Genomic DNA, 12283 nt, shown 5'->3' with positions numbered 1-12283 from the left:
CTTCGCCAGCTGCTACAGGGAAAGCGCTCTCAGGCCTTGATACTGACCAGACTCAACAACTGCCCATCCACCACCCCGAACTGCGCATCCAGCTCTGTGCCATTGCGCCATTCGCTGGACAGATCAGTCAGCAATCGCAACCGCACTTCACCCGCCTCGGTCCATTCCAGCACTTCAGCATGCTCAAAATAAAACCGCTGCTGAACAATCGGATACAGCGCCTTGAACAAACTTTCCTTCACCGAAAACGTCAGCGTCACCAGCATCGCCAGCTGATCACGAGGGCCCGCGGCCATGCGCTGCAACTCCGGCGGGGTGAGGATTTCCCCGGCCAGGCGCTCGGCCCGTTCAGGGTTGAGCAGGTTTTCCAGGTCCATCCCCAAGCCGCGCCAATCGGTTTTCTTCGCCACAATCGCCGCAGCACGGCCGGTGCTGTGGGTGATTGAGCCGCTGATATGCGCGGGCCACACCGGCGCCCGGTCTTCACCGATGGCCGGGGTAAAACTCAGCCCTTCCAGTTGCTGCAATGCCGCCCGGGCGCAGACCCGGCCGGCCAGGAACTCGGCCTGACGCTTGGCCACCGAACGCTGGATGCTGGCTGGCGGCTCGATGGCGCTGCGCTGAAAGTCATCGCTGGCCAGTTGCGAGGTATCGAAGTGCGTGCTCAACAACACCGTATCGGGCAGCACAAACGGCAGCGGCCATTGGGCATCAAGCGGGGTGCAGCAGACGGGTAGGGCGGGGGCGGGATTCATGTCGGGCATTTTGCCGGGTTGCTCTCAGGCTGGGTAGTGCAAAGGTTGAGATCGGTGTCGCGGCCATTCGCGAGCAAGCCCGCTCCCACATTCAATCGCGTTTTCTTCTGATAGAACTCGGTCAAATATGGGAGCGGGCTTGCTCGCGAATGCCGCGACGCGGTCTACCTGATCAACCAAAGATCTTCTTGAAGAACGCCTGCATATCCGCCCAGGATTTTTCATCCGCCGCCTTGCTGTAGCCAATATCCGGCCCGCCATGATCGCCATGGCCCAACCGATCCGCCTCCGGATTGCTGAACCCGTGCTTGGCGCCCTCAAGGCTGACGAACTGATAGTTGGCCCCGGCCTTGTCCATCTCAGCCTTGAACGCCGCGACGTTATCCGCCGTGATCATGCTGTCCAGTGCGCCATGCTCCACCAGAATCTTCGCCTTCACACTGCCCGGCGTTGCAGGTGTTTTGGTCGCCAGCGCCCCGTGGAAACTCACCACCCCCGCCAACGGCACACCCTGACGCGCCGCATTCAGCACCACGCCGCCACCGAAGCAGTAACCGATGGCGGCGACTTTATCCGGATTGGTTTGCGGTTGTTTTTTCAGCAAATCGAGCCCGGCCTGGAAGCGGGCGCTGGACGCGGCACTGTCTTTCAACGCCGCTTGCATGAACGCCATGGCGTCCTTCGGATGTTCGGTGTTCTTGCCGTCGCCATACATGTCGATGGCCAGTGCGCTGTAACCCAGGCCGGCCAGATCACGGGCGCGGCGCTTGGTGTAATCGTTGAGGCCCCACCATTCGTGCACCACCACCACGCCGGGCCGTTGACCTTTTATAGCGTCGTCGTAAGCGTAATAGCCGATCAGCTGGGTGCCGTCGGGGCTCTGATAGGGAATTTCCTGAGTCTTGATCGCGGCTTGGCCGAGCCCGCTCAAGGCCAGTAATACGAGGGCGAGGAAAACGCGCATGGTCGGATCTCCTGCATAAAAGTCATTAAATCAGCCGAGTCGATTTGATTCAGCTCAGGTTCAGAGTGCGTTCAGGGGGAGTTCAGGGGTGGTTGCGTAACCTTGCCCCGTACCCAAAAAGCAAATAGCGCATGAGGAAATTCCCCAATGACTAACTTCAAAAAACTGCTTCTGGCTTTCACCGTCCTGGGCGCGAGCACCGCGGCGTTCGCCTCTGACGACAATTTCGCCAGCCTTACTCTTGGACAGACCAGCGACAAGATCAAAAAGTCCCACGCCCTGAACGACAACCTCAACAGCCCGAACGCCGACGGCGTGATCGGCAAGGACACCACCTGGGGTGTGCGTCTGGGCCAGCAAAACAGCCAAGGCCGCTACTACGCCACTTACGACAACGTGTCGGGCTCGCACAATGGCATTAAACTGCGTCAGGAAAACCTGTTGGGCAGCTACGATCTGTTCTACCCGGTGGGCGGCAGCACCAAATTGTTCGGCGGTGCCACGGCCGGTCTGACCAAAATGACTCAGGAGTCCCCAGGCTTCAGCCGCGACAGCAATATCGGTTACGCCATCGGCGGCCAGGTCGGCGTGCTGCAACAAGTGTCGCAAAACACCTCGGTCGAGATGGGTTACCGTTACCTGCGCAGCAACGCCAGCACCGAGATGAGCGAGCGTGGTGGCAGCAAGCAGGGTTCGCTGGACCTGACCAGCAGCGCCCAGACGTACCTGTCGGCGAACTACGCTTTCTGATAAGTAATGTCTGTCAGATAAGCGCAATCCCTGTGGGAGCGGGCTTGCTCGCGAAAGCGGTGTGTCAGGCGAAATTAATGTCGGCTGATACGACGCCTTCGCGAGCAAGCCCGCTCCCACAGGGTCGGCGGCTTAGCTGGCTGGCGTCTGTCGCGCACTAGAGGTGCGAAACTATGCTGCTGGAGATAATGATTTGCCTGGGAGAGCGTTATGAAACTGCTGGTCGTCGAAGATGAAGCGCTGTTGCGCCATCACCTGCAAACCCGCCTGACGGACAGCTGCCACGTGGTCGAGTCCGTGGCCAATGCCGAAGAGGCGCTGTACCAGACCGAGCAGTTCAATCACGACCTGGCGGTGATCGACCTCGGCCTGCCGGGCATGAGCGGCCTCGACTTGATCCGCCAGCTGCGCTCGCGCGGCAAGACCTTTCCGATCCTGATCCTCACCGCGCGCGGAAACTGGCAGGACAAGGTCGAAGGCCTCGCCGCCGGTGCCGACGATTACGTGGTCAAACCGTTCCAGTTCGAAGAACTCGACGCGCGCCTGAATGCCTTGCTGCGCCGCTCCAGCGGATTCACCCAGTCGACCATCGTCGCCGGGCCGCTGCTGCTGGACCTCAATCGCAAACAGGCGTCCCTCGATGAACAACCGCTGGCGCTGACCGCGTACGAATACCGAATCCTCGAGTACCTGATGCGGCATCACCAGCAGGTGGTGGCCAAGGACCGCTTGATGGAGCAGCTCTATCCGGACGACGACGAGCGCGATCCGAACGTCATCGAAGTGCTGGTCGGCCGTCTGCGCCGCAAACTTGAAGGCCCGGCGGGTTTCAAACCGATCGACACCGTGCGTGGCCTCGGCTACCTGTTCAATGAGCGCTGCACTTGATTCGATCCCTTCGTGTCCGATTGATGCTCGCCGCCGCCACCCTGGCGGTGCTGTTCATGCTGGCGTTGCTGCCAGCCATGCAGGGCGCGTTCAGCCTGGCGTTGCAGGACTCCATCGAGCAGCGCCTGGCATCGGACGTCACCACGCTGATCTCTGCCGCGCGGGTGGAAAACAACACCCTGCAAATGCCGGCGCAGCTGCCCGATGAACGCTTCAACCTGACAGACAGCCGTTTGATCGGCTACATCTATGACCGCGAAGGGCATCTGGTGTGGCGCTCGAAAGCCACCCGCGAAGAGAAGATCAACTACAAACCGCGTTACGACGGACGCGGCAATGAATTCGCGCGGATTCGCGAGGCCGATGGGCAGGAATTCTTCGTCTACGACGTTGAAGTCAAACTGCTCGGCGGCAAAAGCGCGGCGTTCAGCATCGTCGCCTTGCAACCGGTGCGCGAATACGAAGTCACCCTCGAAGGCCTGCGCGAAAACCTCTACCTCGGTTTCGGCGCCGCGTTGCTGGTACTGCTGGCGCTGCTGTGGATCGGCCTGACCTGGGGCTTGCAGGCCTTGCGCCGGCTCAGTCAGGAACTCGACGAAATCGAAAGCGGCGCCCGCGAAAGCCTCAGCGAACAACACCCGCGCGAACTGCTGCGCCTGACCGGCTCCCTCAACCGCTTGCTGCACAGCGAACGCGAACAGCGCAGCCGCTACCGCGACTCCCTCGACGACCTGGCCCATAGCCTGAAAACCCCGCTGACCGTGCTGCAAGGCGTCAGCGAAGACATGGCCCAACGCCCGGAAAACCGCGATCAGGCCTGGCTGCTGCAAACCCAGATCGAACGCATGAGCCAGCAGATTGGCTATCAACTGCAACGCGCCAGCCTGCGCAAAAGCGGTCTGGTGCGCCACCAGGTGCGCCTGCAACCGGTGCTGCAAAGCCTGTGCGACACCCTGGACAAGGTCTACCGCGACAAACGCGTGCGCGTCGCTTTCGACCTGCCGGATCAGTGTTACGTGCCGATCGAGCAAGGCGCGCTGCTGGAAATGATGGGCAACCTGCTGGAAAACGCCTATCGCCTGTGCTTGAGCGAAGTACGCATCAGCGTGCGTGAAACCCTTAGCGGCATTGAGCTGTGCGTTGAAGATGATGGGCCGGGCGTGCCACCGGATCAGCGCGCGCGGATTCTGCAAAGGGGCGAGCGGCTGGATCGCCAGCATCCGGGGCAGGGGATCGGGTTGGCGGTGGTGAAGGACATTATCGAGAGCTACAGCGCGAAGCTGACGCTCGGGGATTCGCCGATGGGCGGGGCGGCGTTCCGGATTCATTTTCCGGTGGTTTGAGGGTGTTCTTGCGGGCCTCTTCGCGAGCAAGCCCGCTCCCACATTTGATCTCCTGAGTTAACACAATTTTGTGTTCACTGAAGTTCCCTGTGGGAGCGGGCTTGCTCGCGAAGGGGCCCGCCCAGACAACGCAAATCCCACAGAATCTCAGCAGTAAACAGCGCTGTTTAAAACACATCTCCAGACACTCACTCAGGCTACACATCCTTGCGCCGCTGCCTACGACTACGCCAGAATCCGCCGGCTTGTGCGCCTGGGGCGTGGGTTCTATCGTTTCCGGGTCGCTGACGAATCAGCGATCGGGTTTAGCAGCCCGGGTTTCTCTAGACGCACAACGTCCGTCGTTCATGTCATGGCGGCTTTGCGTGGGGCACTTCGGTGCGCCGGGTTCTAGAGTCCTGGTCTGCTAACCCGCGTACAGCCGCCACCTCTTTTTCGTTTAGCAGCGATGTGTTGCGGCTCCATGACTCTAGGAGCTTCATATGTTCAAGATCACACCCAACCCTCCCGAAACCGACGACGTTTCTCCCTACGATTCCACCGACTCCAAAAAACTCAACGAAGCCGCCGACCGCGCTCTCGATTACTACCTCAAACCGGTCATTCCAAAAGACACCCCACGCAAACCCAGCACCATTTATCTCGTGGCCCCTGATACAGATGACGAAACGTTGCTGGTCAACGCCTGTGAGACTTTGGCGTCAGCGAGTGTGATGTTGAGTGATTTCGCGGGACAGCTGAACGGCCCGCAACGCCACACCCTGCTCGGCATCCAGCACTCCGTCATGTTGGGTGAGCTGGCGGTGAACCGGATGCTGGACAGGCTTGATCCGCCGTAGCCGTTTGGTCAGGTAGACCGCGTCATCGTTCTTCGCGAGCAAGCCCGCTCCCACATTTGATCTCCTGAGTTCACACAATTATGTGTTCACTGAAGATCCTGTGGGAGCGGGCTTGCTCGCGAAGGGGCCTGTCAGTTCAACCGAAGATTCAGCTCTCTTGCGCGCGATAGGCCCCAGGCGTCAACCCGGTCCACTTCTTGAACGCCCGATGAAACGCCGAAGGCTCGGAAAACCCCAGCTGCTCGGCAATCTGCTGCAACGACAGATCCGCCCGCCCCAGGTGATAAATCGCAATGTCCCGGCGCAATTGATCCTTCAACTCCTGAAAACTCGACCCTTCTTCACGCAAGTGCCGGCGCAAGGTCTGCGGGCTGATGTGCAAATGGGCGGCCACGGCTTCCAGATCCGGCCAGCGTGAACTGTCGCGGCTGAGCAAACGGCGCAATTGACTGCTCAGGCTGTCGCCATCATCCGGGCGCGACAGCAGGTCGGCGGGGGAGTGTTGGAGGAAATGCTTGAGGGTGCGTTCGTCCTGCAACAGCGGCATGTTCAGATAGCGGCTGTGAAACAGCAGGCTGCTCTGCGCCGAGGAAAACACCATGGGGCAGGGGAACAGCAAGTCGTATTCGGCGCCGTGCTCGGGCCTTGGGTAGCTGAACGTCGCCTGCTCCAGCCGAATGCGCTGGCCGATCAGCCAGCTGCCGAGGCGATGCCACACCATCAGTTGGGATTCGGTGAGGAAATGGTCCGGGTCCTGGAATTTCGAGTCATCGAGGCTCAGGCGGATCAATTCGTCTTCGCGGGTCAGGGTCAGGCTCGGACCGTCGGGGAACAGGCTATAAAACAATAGGCCGCGATGCAGGGCCTTATCGAGGTTGCGGCAGTGAATCACAGCGTGGCACATCATCGCGAAGGTGCCGGTTTTACTGGGGGTCGGCCCGAAACCGAGGTACTCGTCGTCGAGGGCCAGCCACAATCCCTGGATCAATCGCGTGAACTGCTCCGGCGCAATCCGCGCGCGCGGCTCGTCGAGCAATTCGGGGCTGATCCCCAATTGCTGCAACAACTCTGAATAGTCATACCCCAACCGGCGTGCGCCACCAAGGACGGCACGGGCGAAATGACTGGCGATGGTGCGTTCACGCATGGCAGGCAGGTCCGACCCATTGAACGACGGATGGTAGCTGTCGCTCCTGATGATGAACAGGCGGATATCCGCCAAATTGTAGGACGAGGTCTGGTGGATGGGCGGAAATCCGCCACATTGTTGTGACCGGTCAGTGGCAAGGTTGAACCTGTATCCCCTGATGTCATAAGGCTTGGAGGCACTTTTTGAAAGGTGGCACGGGCCTTGCGATGCAACAAGCAGATGCCTGCCGTTGCGCAGCTCGACAAAACAAATCCCTCCAGTGCAGGAGGGTTCGCAATTGAAGTGTCTTGGGCAACAGACGGATGTTGTCGCGGGGCACTCTTGAGGAACTTTGCAATGACGACTCGTCAGCCACTGTACAAATCCCTGTATTTCCAGGTGATCGTTGCAATTGCCATCGGCATCCTGCTTGGTCACTTCTATCCGCAGACCGGTGTGGCCCTCAAGCCGCTGGGTGACGGGTTCATCAAACTGATCAAAATGGTCATCGCGCCGATCATTTTCTGTACGGTCGTCAGTGGTATCGCCGGCATGCAGAACATGAAGTCGGTCGGCAAGACCGGCGGTTATGCGCTGCTGTACTTCGAAATCGTTTCCACCATTGCCTTGCTGATCGGTCTGGTCGTGGTCAACGTTGTGCAACCGGGCGCCGGCATGCACATCGACGTGACGACGCTGGACACCAGCAAAATCGCTGGTTTCATTTCGGCCGGTAAAGACCAGAGCATCGTTGCCTTTATCCTCAATGTGATCCCGAACACCATCGTCGGTGCATTCGCCAATGGCGATATCCTGCAAGTGCTGATGTTCTCGGTGATCTTCGGTTTTGCCCTGCACCGCCTGGGTGCCTACGGCAAACCGGTGCTGGACTTCATTGATCGCTTTGCTCACGTGATGTTCAACATCATCAACATGATCATGAAGCTCGCCCCAGTCGGTGCCTTCGGTGCCATGGCCTTCACCATTGGTGCTTACGGTGTCGGCTCGCTGGTGCAACTGGGTCAGTTGATGATCTGCTTCTACATCACCTGCATCCTGTTCGTGGTGGTTGTCCTGGGCGCCATCTGCCGCGTCCACGGCTTCAGCGTCTTGAAGCTGATCCGTTACATCCGTGAAGAACTGCTGATCGTGCTGGGCACTTCCTCTTCGGAATCCGCACTGCCTCGCATGCTGATCAAGATGGAACGCCTGGGCGCGCAGAAATCCGTTGTCGGTCTGGTGATCCCGACGGGTTACTCGTTCAACCTCGACGGCACTTCGATCTACCTGACCATGGCCGCCGTCTTCATCGCTCAGGCGACCGACACCCACATGGACATCACTCACCAGATCACCCTGTTGCTGGTGCTGTTGTTGTCCTCCAAAGGTGCTGCGGGCGTAACCGGCAGTGGTTTCATCGTGCTGGCCGCTACCCTGTCTGCCGTGGGTCACCTGCCGGTTGCCGGCCTGGCGCTGATCCTGGGTATCGACCGCTTCATGTCTGAAGCCCGCGCGCTGACCAACCTTGTTGGTAACGCTGTTGCGACCCTGGTCGTGGCCAAGTGGGTGAAAGAGCTGGACGAAGACAAGCTGCAAGTCGAGCTGGCTTCCGGTGGTCGCGGTATCTCCGACACTCGTGAAGAAGACGACCTGGGTGTGGCTGAAGGCCCAACCCCAAGCAACGTCAAGTAAGACTGGCTGCACTGAAAAACCCGCTTCGGCGGGTTTTTTCATGTCCGGGATTTGAGCGTAACGGTCACAGCTGCTGACACTTCAGGTGATTGCTGCAATGCCATTGCCTGCCTAGGCTGGAGGCATCGTTCACGGAGATCACTCATGCCCGGTCCACTGGCAACACTCAAGGTTCTGGATTTCTCGACACTGCTGCCGGGGCCGTTTGCTTCGTTGCTGCTGGCGGACATGGGCGCGGAAGTCTTGCGCATCGAATCGCCGACCCGCATGGATCTGCTGCGGGTGTTGCCACCGCACGACCACGGGGTCTCGGCGAGTCATGCCTACCTCAATCGCAACAAGCGCAGCCTGGCGCTGGACCTCAAGCAGCCCGAGGCGCTGGAGGTGATCAAGCAATTGCTGGCGGACCACGACATCGTGCTGGAGCAGTTCCGTCCCGGCGTGATGGAGCGCCTGGGCCTGGGTTATGAAGCCTTGAAGGCGGTCAATCCGCGGCTGATCTACGTGTCGATTACCGGTTACGGCCAGACCGGCCCCTACAAGGACCGCGCCGGCCACGACATCAACTATCTGGCGCTGGCGGGGCTGGCCAGCTACACCGGCCGCACCGAGAGCGGGCCGCTGCCGTTGGGCATGCAGGTGGCGGATGTCGCCGGGGGCTCGCTGCACGGCGTGATCGGGTTGCTGGCGGCGGTGATCGCCCGGCAGCACAGCGGGGTGGGGCAGCATCTGGATGTGAGCATGACCGACTGTGTCTTCAGCCTCAACGCCATGGCCGGCGCCGGGTACCTGGCTTGTGGCATGGAGCCGGGCAGGGAGGACCAGATGCTCAATGGCGGCAGTTTCTACGACTATTACCGCTCGCGGGACGGGCGCTGGTTATCGGTGGGCAGTCTGGAGCCGGTGTTCATGCAGCAACTGTGTTTGGCGCTGGGGCGGCCGGAACTCGCGGCGAAGGGCCTGTCGCCCACGCCCGCCGAGCAACAGGCGCTGAAGAATGAGTTGAAAGCCGAATTCGAGAAGCATGACTTTGCGCAGCTGTGCGAGTTGTTTGCGGGGGTTGATGCGTGTGTCGAGCCGGTGTTGAGCCTGAGCGAAGCGGTGCAGCATCCGCAGTTTCAGGCGCGGGAGTTGGTGACGGAGGTGCCGCGGGGGGATGGTTCTACTCAGTCGCAGATGGCTTGTCCGTTGAAGTTTTCCGAGGGGTTGCCGGCACCACGGTATACCGGCGCAACGCTGGGGCAGCATACGGATCAGGTGTTGGGGGAGTTGGGGGTTGGTGCTGAGCGGATCGCAGGTCTGCGCCGTGCCAAGGTGATTCTCTAGCGTCTGTGCCGGCCCCTTCGCGAGTAAGCCCGCTCCCACATTGGATCTGTGTCACGGCGAAGATCAAATGTGGGAGCGGGCTTGCTCGCGAAGGGGCCGGCACAGCCACCACAAATCCTGCTACTCGACCCGCATCTCCCCACTGAACACCAACGTACTCCGGCACCGCCGGCACAAATACCGCCGTCCCTGGCGCACCAGGCCATGGCGCTGCGCGGAAAACGGGAAGTCGCTGTCGACGCACGGGCATTTGTAGATGTAGCGCGTCACGCTGCGACGTTTGACGTCGTAGGTGTGGCAGCGGTTGGGCGGCAGTTCGTACACGCCGCGCATGATCAATTGCCACTCTTCACCGTGCGGCTGAATGCGGTCGCCGAACAGCTGATGGGCGATCAGGTGCGCCACTTCGTGGGCCACGGTCTGCTTGAGAAAGTCGTCAGTGTTTTCCCGGTACAACTGCGGATTGAAGCGCAGCAGGTTCTCGTGCAAATGCGCGACACCGGCTTTTTGACCGCGCAGCTTGAGGCTCACCACGGGGCGTTTGAAAGGTCGTTTGAAAAAGGATTCGGCTAGCTGGTAACAGTCTTCGACGCGGGTATTGAGTTGCTCGGGCATGCTTGATGGATCTCCAGAGACGTCGAGTATGCCGCAACGCCGGGGCCTTGCGAATCGCCGAGGCGCCGAATGGTCGTTACTCCTTACATTAGAAGGCCGCCTTGCGGCGGCCTGTGTTGGCAGATCTTGTTTTTGGGTGATGTGTTGCTAATTGGTATAGACCGGCCCCACGCCGAGTCCCCAGACAATCACTGTAAACGCCATGATGGCGACCAGCACCACCAGGCCTACGGCAAGTACCGAACTGGAAAACAGGAAGCCCTCGTCTGATGGAATGTTCATGAAAGTGGGTAGCCCCACATACAGTAAATACACCGTGTAGCAGATGGCCGCCGTCCCGACGATCATGCCCAGCCACATGTGTGGGTACAGCGCCGCCAGACCGCCGATGAACAGCGGGGTCGCGGTATAGGTCGCAAATGCAACGCAGCGGGCCAGACTTGGATTGGCGTCATAGGTCCGGGCCATCCAGTGAATGAATGCGCCCATGACCGCGACGCCGCCGAGCATCGCCAGGTACGACATGATCGTCATCCATAGCGCGCTTTCCTGGGTCAGCATGACCGGCGCCCGGCTGCCGATGACCCAGCCGACCTGGGTGGTGCCGATAAACGCCGACACAGCGGGGATCGCCGCCAGAATCAGCGTGTGAGTCAGGTACATGTGGCTGATGCTTTCCTCTTGGTCGCCACGGATTTCTTTCCATTCCTGGTCGGGGTGGGTGAAGAGCCCCACTACGTGATGGATCATGCCAGTCACTCCTCTTGTTTTTACCGTCGCCCCCCAGTGGAGCGCCTACAGGCCAAAGTGGCCAAGTAAGTAGTAGGTCTGAATATGTATGCGACCTTATGTCGCAGTATAGAAAGGTCTTAACGGCGCAGGTTGCAGGGCTTTAGAGCAAATTGCGCTGTAAACACTGCTGTTAATCGCTGCAGGGTCTGTCACCACACTTCCTTGTGGGAGCGGGCTTGCTCGCGAATGCGGTGTGTCAGCCAACATTGCGTCAACTGACACACCGCATTCGCGAGCAAGCCCGCTCCCACAAGGGGATAGTGGACACTTCGCCGACGAGAAGTTTTTGCGTAAAATGCCGGCCTTTCGTCACACCTCACGGATTTCGCGTCATGGGCACTCTCACGGTCAACCAGAACAAACTGCAAAAGCGCCTTCGCCGCCAGGCGGGGGAGGCGGTTGCCGATTTCAACATGATTGAAGACGGCGACAAGGTCATGGTCTGCCTGTCCGGTGGCAAGGACAGCTACACCCTGCTCGATGTGCTCTTGCACTTGCAGAAGGTCGCTCCGATCAAGTTTGAGATTGTGGCCGTGAACATGGACCAGAAGCAGCCAGGTTTCCCTGAACACGTGCTGCCGGCCTATCTGAAAGCGCTGGGCATCGAGTACCACATCGTCGAAAAAGACACTTACTCGGTGGTCAAGGAGCTGATCCCGGAAGGCAAGACCACCTGCTCGCTGTGCTCGCGCCTGCGTCGTGGCACGCTCTACACCTTTGCCGACGAAATCGGCGCGACCAAAATGGCCCTCGGTCACCACCGCGACGACATCGTCGAGACGTTCTTCCTCAACATGTTCTTCAACGGTTCGCTCAAGGCCATGCCGCCAAAACTGCGTGCTGACGACGGCCGCAACGTGGTGATCCGCCCGCTGGCCTACTGCAACGAAAAAGACATTCAGGCCTACTCGGACTTCAGGCAATTCCCGATCATTCCGTGCAACCTCTGCGGTTCCCAGGAAAACCTGCAACGTCAGGTGGTCAAGGACATGCTGCAAGAGTGGGAGCGCAAAACCCCGGGACGTACCGAAAGCATTTTCCGCAGCTTGCAGAACGTGCAACCGTCGCAATTGGCGGACCGTAATCTGTTCGATTTCACCAGCCTCAAGATCGACGAAACCGCCGCTTCGCGGTTCGTCAACGTAGTCAACCTCTAATCACAATCCCTGTGGGAGCCAGCCTGCTGGCGA

Annotated in this window: 12 protein-coding genes; 7 read left to right on the top strand and 5 right to left on the bottom strand. The window is 59.8% G+C overall.

Going from position 1 to position 12283, the window contains the following annotated elements:
• Nucleotides 1-29 precede the first annotated feature (29 nt).
• Together ACA072_RS21545 and ACA072_RS21540 are read right to left on the bottom strand one after the other, a co-directional pair.
• Entirely contained in the window at nt 30-755 is a 726-nt protein-coding gene (locus ACA072_RS21545; protein ID WP_497620457.1) for a 4'-phosphopantetheinyl transferase family protein, read from the bottom strand.
• A gap of 172 nt (nt 756-927) precedes the next feature.
• On the bottom strand, nt 928-1719 hold the full coding sequence (locus ACA072_RS21540; RefSeq protein ID WP_497620456.1) for a dienelactone hydrolase family protein: 792 nt from the start codon (nt 1717-1719) through the stop codon (nt 928-930).
• Nucleotides 1720-1866: 147 nt separating this feature from the next.
• Here ACA072_RS21540 and ACA072_RS21535 point away from each other — a divergent pair, with 147 nt between their 5' ends.
• From ACA072_RS21535 to ACA072_RS21520, 4 genes are all read left to right on the top strand, one after another.
• Nucleotides 1867-2469 (top strand): hypothetical protein, encoded by a 603-nt coding sequence (locus ACA072_RS21535; RefSeq protein WP_461975935.1) that lies wholly within the window; start codon nt 1867-1869, stop codon nt 2467-2469.
• Between the two features lie 210 nt (nt 2470-2679).
• The gene (locus ACA072_RS21530; RefSeq protein ID WP_497620455.1) at nt 2680-3357 is read left to right on the top strand and encodes a response regulator; all 678 of its coding nucleotides are present in this window, start codon (nt 2680-2682) and stop codon (nt 3355-3357) included.
• Nucleotides 3354-4700, top strand: coding sequence for an ATP-binding protein (locus ACA072_RS21525; RefSeq protein ID WP_497620453.1), 1347 nt, complete (start codon nt 3354-3356; stop codon nt 4698-4700). Before ACA072_RS21530 ends, ACA072_RS21525 begins: the two co-directional genes overlap by 4 nt.
• A gap of 482 nt (nt 4701-5182) precedes the next feature.
• Nucleotides 5183-5539, top strand: coding sequence for a DUF6124 family protein (locus tag ACA072_RS21520; RefSeq protein WP_497620451.1), 357 nt, complete (start codon nt 5183-5185; stop codon nt 5537-5539).
• A gap of 148 nt (nt 5540-5687) precedes the next feature.
• On the opposite strand, the gene ACA072_RS21515 is transcribed toward ACA072_RS21520, so the two are convergent.
• Nucleotides 5688-6686: an AraC family transcriptional regulator gene (locus ACA072_RS21515; RefSeq protein ID WP_497620449.1), complete on the bottom strand. Its 999-nt coding sequence runs from the start codon at nt 6684-6686 to the stop codon at nt 5688-5690.
• A 339-nt stretch (nt 6687-7025) separates the two neighbouring features.
• Here ACA072_RS21515 and ACA072_RS21510 point away from each other — a divergent pair, with 339 nt between their 5' ends.
• Both ACA072_RS21510 and ACA072_RS21505 read left to right on the top strand, forming a co-directional pair.
• A complete protein-coding gene (locus ACA072_RS21510) occupies nt 7026-8360 on the top strand; it encodes a dicarboxylate/amino acid:cation symporter (protein WP_497620447.1) in 1335 nt (444 codons plus the stop codon).
• Nucleotides 8361-8504: 144 nt separating this feature from the next.
• Nucleotides 8505-9686, top strand: a complete 1182-nt coding sequence (locus tag ACA072_RS21505; protein ID WP_497620445.1) for a CaiB/BaiF CoA transferase family protein — start codon at nt 8505-8507, stop codon at nt 9684-9686.
• A 120-nt stretch (nt 9687-9806) separates the two neighbouring features.
• Here ACA072_RS21505 and ACA072_RS21500 read toward each other — a convergent pair whose 3' ends face one another.
• Both ACA072_RS21500 and ACA072_RS21495 read right to left on the bottom strand, forming a co-directional pair.
• Nucleotides 9807-10301, bottom strand: a complete 495-nt coding sequence (locus tag ACA072_RS21500) for a SprT family zinc-dependent metalloprotease (RefSeq protein WP_497620444.1) — start codon at nt 10299-10301, stop codon at nt 9807-9809.
• A 147-nt stretch (nt 10302-10448) separates the two neighbouring features.
• Entirely contained in the window at nt 10449-11051 is a 603-nt protein-coding gene (locus tag ACA072_RS21495) for a Yip1 family protein (RefSeq protein ID WP_131060286.1), read from the bottom strand.
• Nucleotides 11052-11425: 374 nt separating this feature from the next.
• Here ACA072_RS21495 and ttcA point away from each other — a divergent pair, with 374 nt between their 5' ends.
• Entirely contained in the window at nt 11426-12250 is an 825-nt protein-coding gene (ttcA, locus tag ACA072_RS21490) for a tRNA 2-thiocytidine(32) synthetase TtcA (protein ID WP_497620441.1), read from the top strand.
• Nucleotides 12251-12283: the final 33 nt, after the last annotated feature.

Source organism: Pseudomonas sp. LBUM1656 (genome assembly GCF_059716065.1).
The sequence above is the reverse complement of the archived record's forward strand: the minus strand, read 5'-3'. Positions and strand labels throughout refer to the sequence as shown.

What these genes read in the sequence shown, in the direction of transcription:
- ACA072_RS21530 (WP_497620455.1), top strand. Translation starts at nt 2,680, where the DNA reads ATGAAACTGCTGGTCGTCGAAGATGAAGCGCTGTTGCGCCATCACCTG.
- ACA072_RS21540 (WP_497620456.1), bottom strand. Translation starts at nt 1,719, where the DNA reads ATGCGCGTTTTCCTCGCCCTCGTATTACTGGCCTTGAGCGGGCTCGGC.
- ACA072_RS21535 (WP_461975935.1), top strand. Translation starts at nt 1,867, where the DNA reads ATGACTAACTTCAAAAAACTGCTTCTGGCTTTCACCGTCCTGGGCGCG.
- ttcA (WP_497620441.1), top strand. Translation starts at nt 11,426, where the DNA reads ATGGGCACTCTCACGGTCAACCAGAACAAACTGCAAAAGCGCCTTCGC.
- ACA072_RS21510 (WP_497620447.1), top strand. Translation starts at nt 7,026, where the DNA reads ATGACGACTCGTCAGCCACTGTACAAATCCCTGTATTTCCAGGTGATC.
- ACA072_RS21495 (WP_131060286.1), bottom strand. Translation starts at nt 11,051, where the DNA reads ATGATCCATCACGTAGTGGGGCTCTTCACCCACCCCGACCAGGAATGG.
- ACA072_RS21515 (WP_497620449.1), bottom strand. Translation starts at nt 6,686, where the DNA reads ATGCGTGAACGCACCATCGCCAGTCATTTCGCCCGTGCCGTCCTTGGT.
- ACA072_RS21545 (WP_497620457.1), bottom strand. Translation starts at nt 755, where the DNA reads ATGAATCCCGCCCCCGCCCTACCCGTCTGCTGCACCCCGCTTGATGCC.
- ACA072_RS21500 (WP_497620444.1), bottom strand. Translation starts at nt 10,301, where the DNA reads ATGCCCGAGCAACTCAATACCCGCGTCGAAGACTGTTACCAGCTAGCC.
- ACA072_RS21505 (WP_497620445.1), top strand. Translation starts at nt 8,505, where the DNA reads ATGCCCGGTCCACTGGCAACACTCAAGGTTCTGGATTTCTCGACACTG.
- ACA072_RS21520 (WP_497620451.1), top strand. Translation starts at nt 5,183, where the DNA reads ATGTTCAAGATCACACCCAACCCTCCCGAAACCGACGACGTTTCTCCC.